Here is a 19,422-nt window from a genome sequence, read left to right on the forward strand (position 1 = left end):
TTCTCGGACCAGCGTCAGAAAGCGTGGTTCATACCGATCGTCGCGCCGATCTGATGCGGGATTTTCTGCGCATTCAACGACGCGTTCGTAATGTAGCTGCCGCCATACTTCGTGTAATCGACTTCCGCGTACAGCAAGGTACGTTTCGACAAGGCATAGGTGACGCTGCCAATGCCGAGGCTTCGCTTGCCGCTTTGATTCGGCAGGTCCGTCATGTAGTACGCCGCGCCCAGCCGCACGCTCGGGCTGAGATCGTACGTTGCGCCGCCCCAGTAGTTGAGCGTTCGAACGTCGGAAACCGGAGCAGCCTGCGTCTGGTTGTCGTTCATGTAGCCGCCGGCCAGACGCAACGCGCCGAAGGTCAACTCGGCCCCGAACGTGTAGTAATTATCCGGTCGATAGATCGTCGACGTGCCCTGCTGAAGGTTGCGATACTCATATGAGCCTCCCACCTTGAGCCAGTTCCAGCGGTACTGCACGCCTACGCCGCGCATCGCAGCCGCGTTGAAGTTGCCTGCCATGCCGCCGAACGAGTTCTCCGCGCGAACATCGAGCCCGCCTACTTTCGCGATGTACTTGACGTCGTTGCTCACGCGAAATCCGGCCGATGCACCCGACACCGGAATCAGCGTCGGATACAGAAGATTGAACGGATCGTAGTCGTAGGCCACGTCATGCGCGATGGTGAATTGACGCCCCGCGATCACCGTACCGTACGGACCGCGCATGCCAATGTACGACGCGCGGTTGAACAGCACATTGGTCGTATTGTCCAGCTGGCCCGTAGCCAGGAAGAACCCGGATTCGAGTCGGAAGAACGTGGCCCAACCGGCGCCCAGATCTTCACTACCTGTAAACACGACGCGGTTCGAGCTGTACCAACCGCGATTGTTTGTCGAATAGGTCGTGCCTGCCTTCGAATCCGTGTAGCGGACGCCTCCATCGAGCACGCCCGAAAGCGTCACGCTCGACTGCGCGCATGCAACGCCCGCGAACGAGCCAAAGGCAAGCACAAGCGAGATTCTCTTCATCATCCTTTTCGTCTCCAATATATTTTTTATGTACGACTAATTTTTTCGAATTAGAGCGGCTTCACTCAGCCGCACGAAGGTTCAGCCAAGCGATCCCGTGACGTCGTCGAATAGTTCATCCACGGTCAGCCGGCGAGGAATGATTTTCTGTTCAAATGCCCAGTCGATGGCGAGTTGCAGGTTCTTTCTATTCGCTTCTAGTCCGATAGCCGGAAAAATCGGCGGAAGACCTTCGGCAAGGTCACGGCTCTCGACGATCATGCGATAGATATCGCGCACGATATCGGGGCGTCGCTTCGACAATTCCTCGTGCACGGCGAACATGTGATTGATCGGCACGACGCCCTCGCGTGCAAACCAGTCCTTTGCCGCTGCGTGTGCATCCGGAATGAGCGTGCGCACGGCCGGATCCTTCGGCATGTCCGGCGCGCCCAACAGCGCCGCGGCAAGATCGCCGTCGAGCATGCGCTGTGCGATCGAGCTGCCGTGAGGCAGGCGCTCGCAGCCGGCGGGATCGGCATACTCTGCCAAGTGCCCGTCTTCCAGCGTCTTCCAGTGAACCTTGTCGAGATCAACGCCGTACTCGTGGCGCAGAATTCCTCTGACCCAGAGGCCGGTCGTTTGCGCATACGACCGCACACCGACCCGTTTGCCTTCGATATCTTTGGGTCCGATGTCACCGAAGGCAGAGTTATAAACCGCGCAATGATGCTGAAGCCGTCCGAGAATCGGCGCGGGCAACAACACGAAAGGCTTTCCATAGGCCTTGGCCTGAAGGAACGTAACGATGGCGAGTTCGCCGGCATTGAAGCCGATTTGGCGCAGCATCGACTTGAAGCCGTTGTGCGCAGGAGATGGTCCGCAATAGTCCAGACGGACGAGGTTCGACGTCACCCGTCCGTCGCGCATCGCCTTCGATATCGGATGCATGTCCAGATTGACTCGCAGGGTGGGCACTTCCTGACACTTTTCCATATAAATTTCCGTTTGGCGGTCGAGCGCGCTGCGCATCAATAACCGGCGAGTTCCCGCGTCTCGCTGACGACGCCATAGCTTCGCGAAGGCGCGGACATCAGGAAGCGGTAAGCTTCATTCAACACGCGCTCGTGATTCTTCGACGTGACATGCGGATGCCCGACGACCACGCCATGCTTCTTGCACGTCTCGACAATCCTGGCCATCGCGCCGAGCACTTCGGGATGCTCGTATTGACGCGCATAGCCGAGCTGCTGGCTGAGATCGCCCTCGCCGATCAGGATGAGCCCGATACCGGGCACATTGGCGAGGATGTCGTCGAGGTTCTCGATCGCCTCGACGCTTTCGCACATCAGGCCCACGAGAATCTCACCGTGCGGCGCGAGCGGCCATACGTCGGCCTTCGCGTAATATTCGGCGAGGCCGAGGCCCCAATAACGCGCAGCCGTTCCGGGACCGTCGCCGCGCACGCCCTTTGGTTCATAGAGCGGCGCGTTCTTCGGTCGTGCGTAACGGCACGACGCCACTGCGTTATACGCCTGCTCGACCGTCGATACATGCGGCCAGATCACGCCGTAGCAACCGCGATCGAGCACCTGCTTGGCAAAGGCCTGGTTCATCTCCACCCCATTCGACGGAATCCGCGCAATGGGTGTGACGCGGGGCGAAAGGGAGCCGGACATTGCTATCTCCTTGCGGTTCAACATGTATTGCAGAGCATCGCCGAGCGCGGAGACGTCGTACGGGTTGTGCTCCATTTCGAAGACAATGCCGTCATAAGGCGCATCACTCATTTCGATGGCCGTCTGCTTGTCGAGCTTCGCAAACGCCGTCAGTGCGGGCTTGCCGGATTCGAATGCACGGATAATGCTGTTGAGTCGCGCGGCGCTCATGATGAATGTCCTTGCGTAAAAACTGTCTGTTTCAAAGTGGGCCAAGCGCCGGATACAGCCGCTGCGCAGTCTTGCCGAGGATCCACTCACGATCTTCCGCGCCGACGCAGGAGAGACTTTCCTGCATGGTGTGCAGAATGTCGCCGAGCGTGCCCGGCGAAGTTGGATAGTTCGAACCCCAGGCCAGCCGTTGCGCGCCGAACGCATCAATCAATTTGGGAAAGAAGGTTTCCGGGGTCGCCAATTCCGCTCGCGCGTCGGCGCAATTCTTCGGGGTGATCTTCAGATACACATTGTCGAACGAAGCCAGCTCGAAGAACGTCTGCGCCTGGCGGTACGGCGGCCCGTCCTTGAGATTCGGCCGCGCCATGTGATCGATGACGATCGTGACATCGGGAAACCGCCTGGCTAGCGCCTTGACCTGGGCCAGCCCCGCCGAACTCGTCGTGATGCACATCGGAAGATTGAGTTCCGAGCACAGCTCCCATGAAGGATAAGCTCGCGGATCTTCGAGCACGCTCGCATCGAACGCCTGCGTGCTGCCGCCCGTGAAGAGACGGAGGCCCACCAGACCGCGTTCGACCCAGTTGCGGATTGTGTCCGGCGCGTTCGGATCGAGCACGTCGACCGAGCCGACCGCGACGAGCCGGTCGGGATAGCCTGCGCAACCATCGACGACATAGCTATTGTCAAAGCCATACGTGGTCGATGAATGCACCACCGCAGCCTTCGTGACTCCCGCACGGTCCATCTGTTCGATTAGCGTTTCGACCGTGGTCGGCCGCTCCTTCGACCACTCGGAGCGTTTTCCGAACAGCGGCGCCGGCGGATAGCGGCCGTCGTCGCCGGAAATGATGTGCGGGTGTATATCGATGATCTGTGACATGATCCGTGTCCTTACTTGCCGCGCGCTTTCAGACGCTTGTCCAGGCGCGGATAGACGCGCCGCACGTTACCTTCGAAAATCTTGAAGCGATCTTCTTCGGTCAATGCCGGGCACGCGTCGATATAGCGCTTGGTGTCGTCGAAATACTCGCCGGTGGACGGATCGCGTCCACGCACCGCGCCGATCATCTCGGACCCGAACAGCACGTTGTCGGAAGGAATGACCTTCGTCAGCAATTCAACGCCCGGTTGATGATAGACGCACGAATCGAAGAAAATATTGTCGAGCAGACCTTCGAGCGGACGCTCACGCATTTCCAGCGACATGCCGCGATAACGGCCCCAGTGATAAGGCACCGCACCACCACCGTGAGGAATCACGATGCGCAGCGTCGGGAAATCCTTGAACAGATCGGACTGGAGAATCTGCATGAACACGGACGTATCCGCGTTCAGATAGTGCGCGCCGGTGCCGTGAAAACACGGGTTGCAGGAGGAGGCGACATGGATCATCGCGGGCACATCGAGATCGCAGAGCGCTTCGTAAAGCGGATACCATTCGCGATCCGTCACCGGCGTGCCGGTCCAGTATCCGCCGCTCGGATCGGGATTGAGATTACAGCCGACGAAGCCCAGTTGCTCCACGCAGCGCCGCAACTCCGCAACCGAATTCGCGGGCGCCGCGCCCGGCGACTGGGGCAACTGGCAAACCGGCGCGAAGTTGTCCGGGAACAGTTCGGTCACACGATGCACCAGGTCATTCGACAACTCGGCCCATTCGAGGCTGGTGCGCTCGTTGCCGAGATGATGGCTCATCAGGCCCGCGATCGGCGAGAACAGCGTGAGGTCGCTGCCGCGCTCGCGTTGCAGCTTCAGCTGACCATTGACGATGGCCTCGCGCAATGCGTCGTCGCTGACGTAGGCCTCATCCCGCGATGGGCCGTTCGCCGGATCGTTCGCATGGTCGACCTGCTTCGCGCGCCAGTTCTTGAATGACGCCGGCACAGTCGTGAAATGACCGTGGCAATCGATGATCATTATTTCTTCCTCGACTCAGAATCCGAACAGTTTTGCGGGGTTGTCCACCAGAACGCGCTTGAGCGTCGCTTCGTCGGGAACGTAGCGATAAAGCAGTTCCAGCAAGTCAGCATCGTTCGGCGGCTGCTTCGGCGATACAGGATGCGGCCAGTCGGTGCCGTAGATGCAGCGGTCCGGCGCGGCGGCGACGAGTTTGTGCGCGATCGGAAGCACATCGTCCCAGGGGCGGCCTGTCTTCGTGATCTTCTCGCCGAGCGACAGCATGGTCCACGTGTTGCCTTCTGCGAGCATGTCGAGCACGACTTTCAGCGAAGGGTCGGCGTCGCCCGCTTCGGGGTTGGGCCGGCCCATGTGGTCGATCACGAGCGGCACGCTCAGCTTGCGGAACGGCGCAATCGTCGATGCGATGCCACCCGGCTCCGGCTGTACTTTCACGTACCAGCCGAGTTCCTTCACGCGCGCCAATGCCCGCTCGACATCCTTCTCGTCCATCGACGGGCCGAGTCCTGCTCGTGAGAACCGCGCACCGCGCACGCCTGCATCGTGCAGTTTCGCAATATAGGCGTCATCACGCTCCTTGAGCACGACCGCATTGGCGCAACCACGATAGTTGGGACCCGCGGCGGCAAGACCATCGAGCACGATCTGATGATCCGCGCCATAAGTCGTGGCCTGCACAATGACGCCTCGCGTAAAGCCCAGCACGGAATGCAGATGCAACGCGCGTTCAATTGTAGCGCTCGGCATCTCATACGCCGCGCCGGCCAGGACCGGATAGCGCTCGGCCGGACCGAATACGTGAAACTGGCTGTCGCAGGCGAGCGGCGGCGGCATCTTCGACGGCGTGCGCGGCTCGGGATCGAACGGAAAATAGTCTGACATGGATAAACGTCCTGGAAATCCGATGGTTTAGCGCGGGAAAACAGCCATCACGTCGCACTGCACGAGTGATGGACCCTCCGCCGTTAAAGGCAGCGCGTGACGCGCGGGCCGGTCGTCGTGATGGGGAAAGAGCTTGATCCATTCATCATTGACGGGTTGCCTTTGCGAAGGGTCGCGCAGCCAGACCGTCATCTTGACGATGTCGTCCGGCGTGCCGCCGCCGGCCTCGACGATTGCCAGGACGTGACCGAACATGTTGGCGCACTGCGCCTGAATGTCGGATGGCATCTCGCCCGTCGCCGGATCGATGCCAAGGATGATTCCCGAGGTCAACACGCCGTCGATCACGCACGCGTTAGGAATCGGATTCTTGTGCTTGAAGCCGGGAATGTAGATGCTCTTGCGGCGGGACATGTCGTTCTCTCCTGTCAGATGAAGCGGCATGAAATCGAGCCGCACGGACCGTAGTCCGCGTGAATCACATCGCCCGCGGCGACATCGATCATTCGCGTGAACGATCCCGCCAGAACGATCTCGCCTTTCGCGAGCGACTGGCCATGCTGTGCGAGCCGGTTGGCGAGCCACGCCACACCCAGCGCCGGATGTCCGAGCACCCCTGCGGCGACACCCGTTTCGCTGATACTGCCGTTGTGATACAGCAGCGCGGAGACCCAGCGCAGATCGAAATCGTGCACTTTGAAGGGCCGCGCGCCGAGCACGAGCGCGGCATTTGCCGCGTTGTCGGCGATCGTGTCCATGACCTTGCGGCCCCGCTTGGACACGGGATCGACGCGATGCAGACGGGCGTCGAGAATCTCAAGAGCGGGAACGACGTAGCGCGTGGCATCGAGCACGTCGAACAGCGTGCAGCCGGGACCGGACAGCGGTTTGTCGAGAATGAACGCCAGTTCCACTTCGATGCGCGGCGCACGAAAGCGCGAAGCATCGATGCTGGCGCCGTCGTACTCGAGCATGTCGTCGAGCAGCACGCCGAAGTCGGGTTCGTCGATCCCCACGGCGTCCTGCATCGCCTTGGAGGTCAGCCCGATCTTGTGGCCGATCACCGAGCGGCCGTTCTCGCATTTAATGCGCATCCACTCGGCCTGAATGGCGTAGGCATCTTCGATCGTAATGTCGGGATGCGCGTGCGAGAAAATATCGAGTGGCTGGCGGCTGCGCTCCGATTCTTCGAGCGATTGCGCGAGGCGCGTGATGATGTCGGGTGTGAGCATGACGATCACGCCTCCTGTGCGACGGTGTTGCGAAGCGTGCCGATATTGGGCGAATGAATCTCCACTACGTCGCCGGGCTTGAGCCAGCACGGCGGGTCCTGACGCCATCCCGTTCCGGTCGGCGTGCCCGTCAGAATCAGGTCGCCGGGTTGCAGCGTGGCGAAGGTGCTGAGGTACGCGATCAGCGCATCGAACGGGAACATCAGGCGCGCGGTCGTATCGTCCTGGCGAAGCTCGCCGTTCACGCGTGTCTGAATGGCCTGCTGGGCCGACGGATCGCATTCGTCGGCGGTCACGATCCACGGGCCGAGACTTCCCGATGCATCGAAGTTCTTCCCTTGCGTCACGTTGAACTTGCCGTGCTTGAGCCAGTCGCGCACCGAGCCTTCGTTGGCAAGCATCATGCCGGCGATGTGTTCGAACGCACGCTCGCGCGGAATATGGCGTCCCGCCTTGCCGATCACGAGTACGAGTTCGCCTTCGTAGTCGAGTTGTTCGGAGACGCGCGGACGGATCAGCGCGGCGTCGTGACCGACGAAGGAGCCGACATTGCGCACGAACAGGCTGGGATAGCGCGGCAGCTCCGAATTGTCCTGATACTCCTCGTTGCGCTCCTTATAGTTCACGCCGATACACCAGATCTTTTGCGGCGCAGTCAGGGGCGGAAGCAACTGAGCGTTGGACAGCGGAATGCGCGATGCGCCCGCCGCATCGATCGCACGATGCGCGACCGCCAGCAGATCGTCGGACGCCAGCAGGTCGTCCAGCGTCGCGACCTCGTGCATTTCGACGATGCCGTCGTCGAGCAGCACGCCGGTGCGCGCGAGTGCATCGCCATCGCGCAAAGTGAAGCGTAGAAGTTTCATGAGCTGATCCTGTTAGTCGTTGAATGAGAAGCCGCGTCTAACGACGCTGGCCGTTCTTGAGCAGGGAGTCATCGTCGCGCGTGGCAGGCTCCGGGGCGGCCACCCCCGCCGTCAGGCGGCGGCCGCGCGTCTCCGGCAGCACGAAGGACACGCCGATGAAAACGATGGCGGCGGGCAGCGCGATCAACATGCCGCGCTGAAGGTCGTGGTCGAAGACACCGGCAGCAAAGGGCACGAGCAGCGGCGCAAGACTGCCCGCCGCGCGTCCGAACATGTAGATCGTCGAGACCGCGGTTGCTCGGACCTCGATCGGATAGAGCTCGGAAAGCCATGCCCCGACCACGCCGAGCGCGCTGCTGCCGATAGCGAAGACAACCGGCACCCAGAAGATTGGCCAGGTCAGATACGATCCCGCGTAGTGCGCATGGGGCGCCGCCAGCAAAAGACCCAGCGCGATGAGCCAGAACACGCTCGGTGCGAGCGCCCCGAAACGGCGGCCCAAACGGTCGTTCAACCAGCCCATCACGATGTAGCTCACGCCGCCCGCCACAGCCGCCGTGACCGTCGACGCGCGCACGACTTCGGGGGGTGTCTTGAGGACGTTGAGCATGAGGCTCGGCACGAACACCACCACGGCGTAGTAGCAGAACATGTAAGCGGTGAGCCACACGGCGGCCGCAACCGAGATCGCCTTGAGGCGGCCGCTGAACATCGCGGCGAACGTGTTGGATCGACTCTGCGTGAGACGCGCGCGGCGCGCCTGGTCGTATTGCTCCCATGCCCGCGATTCCGGCATCCAGAAGCGAATGAAGACGGCGAGGATCACCGGAGCGCCACCCGTCAGCAGACCGACGCGCCAGCCCCAATCGACGCTGAACGAGTGAACCGCCCACAGGCCGACGATCGAAGCGCCCGCGCCCGCCAGCGTCGCCGAACCCTGGATGAGCGCAGTACCGAGACCTCGCCGTTGCGGATTCCACGTCTCGTTGAACAGCACCATGCCCGCGCCCCACTCACCGCCGAGTCCGACGCCGACGACGAAGCGCAGCAGCGCCAGTGCCGCGAAATTCCATGCGAGCGCAGAGCCCACCGAGGCCAGCGCGAACACGACGAGCGTCCATTGCAGCGCGGCCTTGCGTCCGATGCGATCCCCGAGCCAGCCGAAGAGTCCGCCACCGACCACCGAACCGATCAGCGTGATCGTGGTGATGCTCGCTGCTTCGCCGAGCGTCACCTGCATCGAACGCTGAATGGACGGCATCAAGTAAGGCATGATCAGCACGTCGTACAGGTCGAGCGCGAAGCCGAGCATGCACGACACGATGATGGCCAGTCGCTGCGCGGGGGCATAAGGTGTGGCTGCGGTGTCGTTCATGCGCGTCTCCTGGCGCGCAATCATCGTTGCGCTGTCGTTTCGTATGGCTCGATGATTCCATTTCGAGGAATCGGGAGCCATTGCAAAACCGCGCGAATTTCCGCAGGGTGGATTTTTTTCGAAGCGCAGTCGAAGCGCAGTTCCAGGCGCGTTTAGCGCGCCCGTCCTCGCCCTGCCCGCTGCATTTCCGTCAGTCGTTTTGTGATGAGAACGGCCTTGTTCCGCATTGCCTTGACGATCCGCGGCAACTCGGACTCGGCCAGACGCTCTGCCATGGCCGCCACCGCGATGACGGCCACGGTCTTGCCCTCTTCGTCGAACACGGGGATCGAAAGCGCGCGCGTGCCGTGCAGGACGCCCTCTTCGGAATACGCGTAACCGTCGCGGCGCGCCGCTTCGACGCGGGCGCGGACGATGTCCATCGACGGCCCGTCAGCCGGCAGGCGCGCGGCGTTCATGTCGCAGATGTGATCTGCCTCCTCGCGCGGCATCGAGGCAAGCAGCATGACGCCCGCTATGCTGACGCCCAGCGGACGACGGGTGCCGACATCGATGGCAAGCACCTTGATCGGATAGGACCCGGTCTTCCGCTCGATCGCCACCGAGTCCCATCCGGCGCGGATGGTCAGGAACGTGGTGTCGCCGATTTCGTTCGCAAGCCCCGCGAGATAAGGCTCGGCTGCGGTGCGCACCGGAAAGTTCGCCGGCCGGCTGAGGCCCAGCAGGCTGATTTCCGGGCCGACGCGATAACGCCGGGTGGCGACATCCTGCTCTCCGACACCCTCGGCGATCAGCGTCTGCAGAATGCGATGCACCGTTGGATGACTCAAGCCGGAATAGGCCACCACATCAGTGAGCCTCACGCCGCGCTCGCCACCCAATGCCAGGATGCGCAGCACCTGGAACGCGCGGCCAATCACGCGCACGCTGGACGATTCGTCGTCTTCCTTCTTGCTTGTCGATGCGCTTTTCTTGTCTGCCATAGCTCTCGTCATCACGTGTGATTTGGTCTTGCGAGGTTAAACCTTGCCCTTTTGCCAGCGTTCGAGACACAGGGGCATATCCTACATTTTTCCACCTGGTGGACATTTTTGGCATCGGGCAGGCTGCCCGGACGGGGCGGCGTACTAACCTTAGGGTTTTCGCAGTTCGACACTACACAGGGCGCGTATGGATCTGCCAATCAACGGTTTCAAAAGGAGCGTTTCCGAGGGCATTCCACAGTTCGGTCTGTGGGCTGCGTTCGCGGACGGTTACGTAACGGAGGCATTGGCGTCGGCAGGCTTCGACTGGTTGTTGATCGACAACGAGCACGCGCCGAACGATTTGCGCAGCACGCTCGCGCAATTGCAAGCCATGGCCCCGTATCGCTCGCACGCGGTCGTGCGGCCGGTTCGCAGCGACACCGCCCTGATCAAGCAACTGCTCGACATCGGCGCACAGACACTTCTTTTGCCCATGATCGATACACCCGAGCAGGCGCGTGAAGCTGTCGCCGCATCACGCTATCCGCCGCATGGCGTGCGAGGCGTGGGCGCGGCGCTGGGACGGGCGTCGCGATGGAATCGCGTACCCGACTATCTGAGCCGCGCCGCCGACGAGATCTGCGTGCTGCTCCAGGTCGAAACAACGGCCGGACTGAGCAACCTCGCGGCGATCGCCAATATCGAAGGCGTGGACGGCGTGTTCTTTGGACCGGCCGATCTGAGCGCTTCGATGGGTTTGCTGGGCAAGGCAGGTGCGGAGCCGGTACGCGAGGCAATTCGCGACGGCATCGCTTTGGTCCGGCAGGCCGGGAAAGCGGCGGGTGTGCTGGCTCCGGACGAAACTCACGCGCGCGAGTATTTGGCCGCTGGCGCGACGTTCGTGGCTATCGGAACCGACGTGAGCTTACTGACAGGAGCCGCGAACAAACTTCTTGCGGGCTATAAAGACGTCAAGGATGCGAGCCCGGTGAACGCAGGAAAAGGCGGCTATTGACGGTCGACCCTGCGCCACGTGTCCGTCGCGCCGACATGATTCACGCAGCTGCGATTCGCTCGAACGGGACGACTCTGCACGCCGCAGACGGCTCATTGGTGCGGGAGACCCACCACCCTGTCGAGCGATCTGCCGCTGCATTCGGCGTGGCGGGTGCATCGATGAAAGGACACACATGGTCTACGTATCTGCGATCTCCGACCCGGCCGATGCAAAGAAGCCTTCGTGCACGCCGCAATTCCCGGCGCTGATGCGCTCCGGCTCTTCGGTGGAGAGACGTTCGGCTTGCTGTCGACGATGCGTCAGCGAGCGTCGCGGAATGATGAAGACGAGTTCGGCGCGCGCTGAGTCCGGGAGTTGCCAATCGATCGATCACAGCGGTATTCACCCTCGCCCGCTCCGATCCAGCAAAATCGACGTCATCCCGGACGCGCGCATCCTATACTTCGTCCCATTGCATGACCTTGCCATGCTATTGCGATTCGCTACCGACTTCGGCCCCGCTGGCGAAGGCGGCGTCAGACGCGTGCTGATTTAAGTACGGACCAGCCCGACTCGATGTGCTTGCGCATGGCAAGCATCGCACCCGTAACGTCGCCGGCTGCAAGTGCCTGCAAGATCTCTTCATGTTCCTCGACGGCGTCTTCACCGCGGTTCTCTGCCGCGTTGATATCGAACGGATAACGCGCCCAGAGGATCTGCGTGAAATGCAAAGTTTGCGGCATGTCTGCTATATCGTACAGCCGGCGGTGAAAACGATAATTGATCCCGCGTGCGTTGGGGGGCGGTCGCCTCTTTTGAACGCGTTCGCGAATGCGTCGGCAAGTTCGCGAAGCTCCATGAGATCCTGAGCCTTGATCCCTTCTGTTGCCCCTTTACCGAGCTGTCTCGAGCCACACGCGCAAGCCAAGGATCTCGGCAGAGGTCGCCGGATCGAACGGAACCACGCGCGCTCCGCGATACGAATCACCGCCGACGTAATCTTCCGCTTCGAGGAGCTTGAGGGCCTCGCGAACCGGCGTAATGCTCAAGCCGAGTTCCTCGGCCACCGACGTTGCCGTCTATTTCTGCGATCCCAAACACCCATGGCAGCGTGGTTCCAACGAGAATACCAATGGGCTGTTGAGACAGTACTTTCCAAAGGGCATCGATCTGTCGGCATATTCACAGGCCAAACTCAACGCCGTCGCGAGACGGCTGAACGAGCGCCCAAGGAAGACATTGGAATACGAGACGCCAGCCGAACGATTCCATCGGGCTATTGCATCGACCGGTTGAATCTGCCACCAGGTAACGGCCATTGACCAACTACGCGAGCGATTGTCCGGTACAGGTCGGAAAGGAGCGTTGAAGCTTGCTCGCGAAGGCTATCGTCGGTCTGTTCGGGTGTCGAATAAGAGGTTGTGACAACAGAAGCGAAGCTTGATAGATGCCGTCGATAAGGATTACATAAAAACATTTGCTAATGGTTATTATGTCAAATTGGTTGGCCCCATGATCCGTATTATTGCCTTTGTCGCGACGGCGTTGCTGACTTCGACCGCCCTAGCCGCCCCTGTCATTCCCGGAAGCTACGAATTGGTCGCGTCTTACTTCCGGGCGGGCGGCACTACGGAACATGATACATCGATCGTGTCCCCTTCGGCGCGGTCCCGAACCGGACGCCCCGGTTTCTTGCCTGTCGACTCAAGCAGCGTCTAATTGATCCGAAAATCTCGGAGCGAGACAGCATTCACCGAAAATTCAGAGACCAGTTCGACAGAGCGGGTGTCTGTTGTGCCCGGGAAGACTGGCCGTACAACGGAAGCTGCGCCGGACAGTGCGTTGAAGATCTTCTCGAAACTGGAATCGAGTCTGATCGGCTTCGAACTATATTACGCCTCACACCTCATGGCACGTGACTTACCAACCTGGCGCACACATTGGGCCCGTGGCCAGCGGAATATGTGAGGCCTTCTGGGTTTGTAAGCAAGGACGATGCGAAGGATGCTTCCGCTTTCTGCGCAGCGGTCTTGTATTTCTACGCTAAATCCGATCAACAAGCACAGGAACCGGGTGACTTGGGTTCAGGAATATACATGCTCCGGCATCATTTGTTTAATTGCAATTGCTGCATCACCGTGTTCAGTTCCGCGACGTGCTTTTCGATGCTTGGATCGTACAGTACGCTAGCTCGTGGTTGTCGTACCCGAACATCGCCCACGCGCGCTTGCTCAATTGCTGCCTCGACTGCGGCCGCAAATGTAGCATCGATTTCACGCGTGAACGTGAATTTTGCGTTGGGCGAAACTACCTCTGCCGCACCAACGTTGTCCGCAACAATGATTGGGGTACCGCACATCACAGACTCGATCGCGACGTATCCAAACGGTTCGTATACCGACGGAACAAGAGTGAAGTCGACCGCCGCGAAAAGTCGCTCGATGTCGCGTCGGTAGCCTACGCACCGGATCGTCTTCGCGCTCTCTCGAACTGGCCGCCCGGCGACAACAAGACATATCGGCAAGGACGTCTGCTCGAAGTAAGTTCGGATCAGTTCGTAGCCCTTTCGAAAATGGCTTGTCGATGAAAAAAAGAAAAGGACTCGATCGTGTGGCAAGTTTAGCTCGTCACGCACTCGCGCACGTTCAGCATTTGTCAGCGGTGAAAAGCGGACCGGATCGACTGGGGGATACATGACCCGGATTTTTTCTTCAGGCACTCCGTAGAGAACTTTGAGTTCATGAGCCATCAAATTCGAGTGGGCGACGATAGCGCGCGCGCTGGCGTACGTGCTTTTTTCTAGTTCGATCTGCCTACGATCATTCCATCGCCAACTACGTCGAGACGCTCTCAGCCATCCGCAGTGTGTGCCGACACATACGGCAATATCCGAGGATGTGGTGCAGTTGATCGACAAAACACACCTTGGCCGGGCCCGTGACATTTCCCGGTTGAAAACCCAGTCATAGACCATTGCTCGCAATTTCGGCGGTGCCCATCTTACGGAGAGACGTTTTGAAATCACCCATGATGACTCTATTAGCGAGTCATCAATCTCACGAGCGTAGAGCGTAGGCCGAATTCCTAGCTCGTGCAGGCCCCGGATCAAATCGCGTGTATAACGTTCAGCCCCGCCGCTGTGTTTTAGGGCGGAACTGGTAATGACGATATCTTCTGGTATGTAAAGCATGTTTGAATCAGAACCCTTAACAAAATGATGAAGAGAGGTGGCTAACCTTCGATGAACGCTGTTAACCCGCTCGTTGTTCCAGCGATGAAACGGATATGGCTAAGCCTATATTCGACGGCGAGCTCTGGGGACTCATCGAACCGTTACTGGCCCCCTCCCAACCTACGGCGCCACCGTTACCCCGGATGAAAAACGCTCGACAATCGTTCGGTCCTTTCAGGCATGCTCTTCGTCTTGCAAATCGGCTTGAGCTAAGACCCTCTTCCTCGCAAGATGGGTTGCGGTAGCGGCTTGAGTTGCTGGCGCGCCTGCGTGACTGGCAGGAGGCAGGTGCCGGAGATCAGTTGCACGAGTGGCTCCTTGCGCGGCTACGGCCGCCGACCGAATCGACTGGTCTCGCGTCATCGTCTACTCCTCTTCAATACGTGCTGTGGCTCAAGTCAAAAACGGGACCGCATCCCACAGATCGTGCACCCGGCTCAAAGCATCACCTCATCACCGATGCGCAAGGCCTCCCGCTCGCGGTGCTACTGACCGGCGCCAACCGCAACGACGTCACTTACCTTCGAACGCTGGCCGAGGCTAACGCCCATCAGCGGAAAGCCTGGAAGACCACTATCGAAGCCCTGGGGTCACTCAAGGCGGCAGAGGCTTCGACCACGACAAACATCGACGCTCGTTACATGCAGCGGGCATCGCCACCGAAATTGCCCCGGCGTGGCCAGCCTCACCGCGGCGGATTGGGTAAAACACGCTGGGTCGTGGAGTACACCATTTTCGTGGCCTCACAACTTCCGCCGACTACGCATCCGCTTTGACCGGCTCGCGTTTATCCATGAAGCCTTCATGAAAATCGCTTGCTGCATCGTATGCTGGCAACAACTCCAAACGTCATTTTGCAAACGCTTCTTACTAAGCCTTAATTAGGCGCCGCCAAAGCGTCTTCAAAAAATAGCCAGATTCAGAGATGGTCTACTTGTACACGATATGGGACTCGCTGGGTGATCGCTCGAATCACTCGATAGGAAGCGGTACGCCACCTCTCTCGCGCCGTTCGATATCAGGTTCACGATATCACTGGCCAGACACTTGAAATGCGAATGCCTGCTGCCAATGACAGTGGACCCATGAATGGTGCGGCGAGCGCAACCGAAAGGGCCGTCGCGGTAACGGTGAGACTGGCGGTTGTATGCGACGCCGCAAACGTCGTTGCGAGAGCCGGCAGCAGCGGTTGCGTAGTGTAGACGGCAAGGAAAGGACAAACGGTGTACGATACGATAGCCTCCGACTGCATCACGTCCGGTTTGGAAGGTGTGCTCCTGGCTTCTCGTCGTTTCGCCAGTACTTTCAATGTCCTTGCCACCTCTTAACCCGAGCGCATTTTATTTTCAAGTTCGGAGACAATACTCTTTCTTTGAATAGACGAGTTGCCATTGCGTATCGGTAAAATGCCACGTTCGATCTCGCCCGATGAGCTCTTGCCGACTGCAGTTGGATACGAGGGCTGCAACTCCCTCTTCTGCTTCTCTGATGTGGCGCTCGGCCCAGGCAAGACTTCGCCGCGTTGTGGCTCCGTTTGGCATGGTCAAAACTGTCATGAATGAGGTCGCGCGCTCTCTGTTTTTGCTCTGTGGTCATCAGGCCGCTCACGACCCCGGAAGTTGCTTCGGTTCGCCGCTGCCGCCGCCGCCGCCCGTTCGCATCAGAACCTCATGTATCGCCTCCAGCCGAATCACACGGCCGGTTAGCCTCGCGATTCTGGCCTGCTGCGCTTTGGCCGTCGCACCCAACGCAACCACCTTGTCATTCATCTTGGTGACGGTTATGAGTGCACCCGACACCTTTCCGTGACGCCCATTACTCTTTCGCTCCTTCCATTGCTTCGATGCGGTTGTTGGACTCCGCAATGAACGCGATTACGTCGTCCAATGCGTCGGTCGCCTCTTGTGTTGAGGCGTTTGCGCGATCGACCAGAGCAACAATGTCCTGCTCGTCGTTTTTGCTCGGTTTGAAGTCATGTGCTGCCCGTCGCATGAATTGGCTAACAGGCAAACTGAGCCGCTCGACCGTGCTTGCAATCGCGCGCTTCTGAACTGCCGTAACCTGTACTACGATACTTGCCGTTGCCGTTGCCATCGTTACACGCACGACGAGGGGCCGCCGGAACTCCAAAGAGCGTTCGACGACTCGGCAACCACTTTAACGACTGGCATCCTTAATCTCGTCTACTTGCTCGACCTGGAAAAAATCATCTTGGGCGGCCCTTTAAGTGCCTTATTTCCGCGCGTCGAAAAGAGGGTCAAAATACTGCTTGCAGCAAATCTATTACATGGTTTTGAGCCACCTCCCATCTATGTCACTCGATTCGGCGCTGATGGCGCTGGGATCGGAGCCGCCCTCGTCGTCCGCGACGGGTTTTTTTGTCGAAGCTGGAATTGAATTAATCTTCATGGTCGACCAAAGCATTGGAGACCAATTTGCTTGCCAACCCTCTCATAATTTCGTTTCGCCTCGCTGCAAGTCGCCAGACATCGACTTTTCAAGTGCCGCAGCAAGTGTGTCCACACCCTCGTGAATTGCGTCCACATCCACGGCCGCGAAACCAAGCACGAGACCAGGCTGGGAAGAACGCCTGAAACTGTAGTACGACAACGGCCGAGTTTCGATTCCTGCCGATGCGGCACACTCCCAGGCGATTGAATCATTGGCCCCGGCATTCAGAAAAGCTGGTGTATCGAGTCCCATCGTGATGGGCGGAAGATGAAGCATACCGCCGAGACGCCGGTGAATAGCTTGCTCTAGTGCCTGCGCCCTTTCGCCATAGAGTAGTCTCATGCGGCGCACGTGCCTACCAAGATGGCCTTCCGCTATGAAAGCATGCAATATCGATTGCTGATCAATCGCAACATATCGGAAACTTAAGGAAAGCGCCGCAACGAATGCGTCAACCAGTCTATCGGGGACGACTGCATAGGCTATTCGCAAAGCCGGGAACAGAAGTTTGCTGAACGTTCCGCAATAGATTACATGACCCAAAGTATCAAGGCTCTTAAGTGCAGCAAGAGGACGTCCCTCGAACCGAAACTCGCTGTCGTAGTCGTCTTCCAGGATTAACATACCTGTATCTTTAGCCCACGAAAGAAGCGCCAGACGACGTTCAAGCGACAACGTAGGGCCCAACGGTGCCTGGCGTCCTGCGGTTACATAGATCAGGCGCGCGCCGGGCTCAGTCTGTCGTGCTAAGGCAACGTCAATACCTTCGCTGTCTACGGGCACACCGATGACTCGAGCTCCAGCGGCTGCGAAGACAAGGTTGCCACCCGGATATCCTGGATCCTCCACAATTGCTGTGTCGCCCGGATCGAGTAGCAGTCGGACGGTTAGGTCGATCGCCTGCTGCACGCTTCCAAGGATTACAATGTTGTCACCCGAGCACCCAATACCTCGCGAGGTTCGCACGTGATCTGCAATCGCGTCGCGCAATGGCCGATAACCCTGCGCCTCCCCGTCCGCCAAGAGTTCGCCGCGCGCGCGGCGATGGCGGCGCGATGCCAGTTTGGACCACAAAGCAAACGGAAAGGCGGCCAGATCTGGCTGGCTCGGGCGAAATGCGCGAGTGGAGAAATCGCGTCCCTGGATACGGAACGGACTCTGCGCGAGAAGACGGCCGCGATTAGAAAGCTCGATCTTCGTATTCTGTTCCGGACTTACGGATGTCAACTGGGCGGATTTCCGTTTTTGCGTCGGCAGCCGGTCTTCGGGGAGTTCAGCTGCAACAAAGCTACCCCGTCCGACAACGGCAAATAGATAGCCCTCAGCGGTCAGTTGGGCGAAAGCTTCCACGACCGTTCCTCGGGAGATCTTGAAGCGTTCAGCAAAATCGCGCGTTGGGGGGAGGCGGCTACCCGGCGCGAAGGTCCCCCGAAGAATTGACTTTCTTATCTCGTCATACAGCCATTGCTGTAGCGGCGCCCCTTCAGGACGTGGCGCGAGCGCGATGTCGATGTCTTTTGCCCGTCTCAATTTTCACCCCAAATTGGTACAGCGATTTTCACGAAAATGGATCTTTCTGGTTGCCAATATGATAGCTAATCTGAGCACCACAGTACTTCGGACCCAATCAGAGGACATCTCATGGCAGACATCGTTTTCCTGGCGGGAGCGACCGGCGCAGTCGGTACGGCCCTCATCCCATTTCTGAAAGCAGCCGGTTACACGATATACGGAAGCACGCGCACAACCGAAGGAGCGAAAAAACTGGAGAACGCTGGCATTTCCCCAGTCGTCGTTGATGTGTTTAACGCTTCGGCCCTGTCGGACGCGTTGTGCAAAATTAGGCCCCAGTCGGTGATCCACCAACTCACTGATCTTCCTCGTGGACTTGATCCAGCCCAGATGAAGCAGGCAGTCGTCAATAATGCCCGTATTCGTAATGAGGGTACCCGCAATCTTGTTGAGGCCGCGAAAGCCGCTGGGAGTAGAAGACTGGTCGCGCAGAGTATCGCCTGGGCATACCGCGCTGGCGCAAAACCCTATTTGGAAACATCCCCACTGGACATGGAGGCACCGGAGCCGCGCAGTGTCAGTGTCAATGGTGTGGTCGCACTGGAACGATGGGTTTTAACTGTTCCGGAACTGGAAGGCACCGTGCTGCGATACGGTCAGATCTATGGCCCCGGCACCGGTGCAGACACGCCCGCTGGTGCAAGCCCTTTACACGTGGAGGCCGCCGCCGCCGCCGCCCTGCTGGCGCTCCAACGCTCCCACGGAGGGACGTACAACATCGCCGAAGACCAAGCCGAGGTCAGCAGCGAGAAGGCTAAGCGTGAGTTGGGCTGGTCGCCATCCATGCGCCAGGCGGACGGGGCATGAACCCGCTGCGGTTCAATCGCGCGGGCTCAGCGAGAATCGGCTTGCTGATGGCCGCAGCTAGCCTCCTCGCGATCGGGCCGGCAGCACCCCAGTCCGCGCTGCGCTGGTTGGCGGGCCTGTGCGGCACCCGCAACCCGCCACTTCTGTCTGTGGACTCCGGGCCGAACGCTAGCACTCGCCCTCGCACGACAAATCAGACACTTTCTTGCGAGATCCTGCCA

Annotated in this window: 18 protein-coding genes and 2 pseudogenes; 4 read left to right on the forward strand and 16 right to left on the reverse strand. The window is 59.5% G+C overall.

Annotated features, from left to right (window positions below):
• Positions 1-14: 14 nt before the first annotated feature.
• The 11 genes from QCE64_RS24360 to QCE64_RS24410 all read right to left on the reverse strand — a co-directional run bounded on the left by QCE64_RS24360 (position 15) and on the right by QCE64_RS24410 (position 10,160).
• Positions 15-1,034 (reverse strand): porin, encoded by a 1,020-nt coding sequence (locus tag QCE64_RS24360; protein ID WP_310006685.1) that lies wholly within the window; start codon positions 1,032-1,034, stop codon positions 15-17.
• A 78-nt stretch (positions 1,035-1,112) separates the two neighbouring features.
• The gene (locus QCE64_RS24365; RefSeq protein ID WP_310006687.1) at positions 1,113-2,042 is read right to left on the reverse strand and encodes a phosphate ABC transporter substrate-binding protein; all 930 of its coding nucleotides are present in this window, start codon (positions 2,040-2,042) and stop codon (positions 1,113-1,115) included.
• Positions 2,042-2,899, reverse strand: coding sequence for an aldolase/citrate lyase family protein (locus QCE64_RS24370; protein ID WP_310006689.1), 858 nt, complete (start codon positions 2,897-2,899; stop codon positions 2,042-2,044). The genes QCE64_RS24365 and QCE64_RS24370 overlap by 1 nt, the downstream gene beginning before the upstream one ends.
• A 31-nt stretch (positions 2,900-2,930) precedes the next feature.
• Entirely contained in the window at positions 2,931-3,785 is an 855-nt protein-coding gene (locus QCE64_RS24375) for an amidohydrolase family protein (protein WP_310006691.1), read from the reverse strand.
• A gap of 11 nt (positions 3,786-3,796) precedes the next feature.
• Positions 3,797-4,822: an amidohydrolase family protein gene (locus tag QCE64_RS24380; RefSeq protein WP_310006693.1), complete on the reverse strand. Its 1,026-nt coding sequence runs from the start codon at positions 4,820-4,822 to the stop codon at positions 3,797-3,799.
• A 15-nt stretch (positions 4,823-4,837) separates the two neighbouring features.
• A complete protein-coding gene (locus tag QCE64_RS24385; protein WP_309834569.1) occupies positions 4,838-5,704 on the reverse strand; it encodes an amidohydrolase family protein in 867 nt (288 codons plus the stop codon).
• A 27-nt stretch (positions 5,705-5,731) separates the two neighbouring features.
• Positions 5,732-6,118: a RidA family protein gene (locus QCE64_RS24390; RefSeq protein ID WP_310006695.1), complete on the reverse strand. Its 387-nt coding sequence runs from the start codon at positions 6,116-6,118 to the stop codon at positions 5,732-5,734.
• Between the two features lie 14 nt (positions 6,119-6,132).
• Positions 6,133-6,936 (reverse strand): 2-oxo-hept-4-ene-1,7-dioate hydratase, encoded by an 804-nt coding sequence (gene hpaH / locus QCE64_RS24395; protein ID WP_310006697.1) that lies wholly within the window; start codon positions 6,934-6,936, stop codon positions 6,133-6,135.
• Between the two features lie 5 nt (positions 6,937-6,941).
• The gene (locus QCE64_RS24400; RefSeq protein ID WP_310006699.1) at positions 6,942-7,802 is read right to left on the reverse strand and encodes a fumarylacetoacetate hydrolase family protein; all 861 of its coding nucleotides are present in this window, start codon (positions 7,800-7,802) and stop codon (positions 6,942-6,944) included.
• A 37-nt stretch (positions 7,803-7,839) separates the two neighbouring features.
• A complete protein-coding gene (locus QCE64_RS24405; protein WP_310006701.1) occupies positions 7,840-9,177 on the reverse strand; it encodes an MFS transporter in 1,338 nt (445 codons plus the stop codon).
• Positions 9,178-9,329: 152 nt separating this feature from the next.
• A complete protein-coding gene (locus QCE64_RS24410) occupies positions 9,330-10,160 on the reverse strand; it encodes an IclR family transcriptional regulator (RefSeq protein WP_310006703.1) in 831 nt (276 codons plus the stop codon).
• Positions 10,161-10,347: 187 nt separating this feature from the next.
• Here QCE64_RS24410 and QCE64_RS24415 point away from each other — a divergent pair, with 187 nt between their 5' ends.
• The gene (locus tag QCE64_RS24415; protein WP_310006705.1) at positions 10,348-11,157 is read left to right on the forward strand and encodes an aldolase/citrate lyase family protein; all 810 of its coding nucleotides are present in this window, start codon (positions 10,348-10,350) and stop codon (positions 11,155-11,157) included.
• Between the two features lie 518 nt (positions 11,158-11,675).
• On the opposite strand, the gene QCE64_RS24425 is transcribed toward QCE64_RS24415, so the two are convergent.
• Complete coding sequence (locus QCE64_RS24425; RefSeq protein ID WP_310007359.1) at positions 11,676-11,972, reverse strand: FCD domain-containing protein; 297 nt, start codon at positions 11,970-11,972, stop codon at positions 11,676-11,678.
• Positions 11,973-12,032: 60 nt separating this feature from the next.
• Complete coding sequence (locus QCE64_RS24430; RefSeq protein ID WP_310007406.1) at positions 12,033-12,206, reverse strand: hypothetical protein; 174 nt, start codon at positions 12,204-12,206, stop codon at positions 12,033-12,035.
• Between QCE64_RS24430 and QCE64_RS24435 the strand changes: the two are divergent.
• Positions 12,202-12,435 (forward strand): annotated as a pseudogene (locus QCE64_RS24435) (IS30 family transposase); the annotation flags it as partial. The gene QCE64_RS24430 and the pseudogene QCE64_RS24435 sit on opposite strands and share 5 nt — an antisense overlap.
• A gap of 811 nt (positions 12,436-13,246) precedes the next feature.
• Here the strand turns inward: QCE64_RS24435 and QCE64_RS24440 are convergent.
• Complete coding sequence (locus QCE64_RS24440; protein ID WP_310006707.1) at positions 13,247-14,329, reverse strand: glycosyltransferase family 4 protein; 1,083 nt, start codon at positions 14,327-14,329, stop codon at positions 13,247-13,249.
• 95 nt (positions 14,330-14,424) lie between these two features.
• Here QCE64_RS24440 and QCE64_RS24445 point away from each other — a divergent pair.
• Positions 14,425-15,256: pseudogene (locus QCE64_RS24445) on the forward strand (IS5 family transposase).
• 930 nt (positions 15,257-16,186) lie between these two features.
• Here the strand turns inward: QCE64_RS24445 and QCE64_RS24450 are convergent.
• Complete coding sequence (locus tag QCE64_RS24450) at positions 16,187-16,465, reverse strand: hypothetical protein (protein ID WP_310006709.1); 279 nt, start codon at positions 16,463-16,465, stop codon at positions 16,187-16,189.
• A gap of 357 nt (positions 16,466-16,822) precedes the next feature.
• A complete protein-coding gene (locus QCE64_RS24455; protein ID WP_310006711.1) occupies positions 16,823-18,352 on the reverse strand; it encodes a PLP-dependent aminotransferase family protein in 1,530 nt (509 codons plus the stop codon).
• Positions 18,353-18,463: 111 nt separating this feature from the next.
• On the opposite strand from QCE64_RS24455, the gene QCE64_RS24460 reads away from it, so the two are divergent.
• Entirely contained in the window at positions 18,464-19,201 is a 738-nt protein-coding gene (locus QCE64_RS24460) for an NAD(P)-dependent oxidoreductase (protein ID WP_310006713.1), read from the forward strand.
• Positions 19,202-19,422: the final 221 nt, after the last annotated feature.

It is taken from the genome of Caballeronia sp. LZ043 (assembly GCF_031451075.1).
GTDB lineage: Bacteria > Pseudomonadota > Gammaproteobacteria > Burkholderiales > Burkholderiaceae > Caballeronia.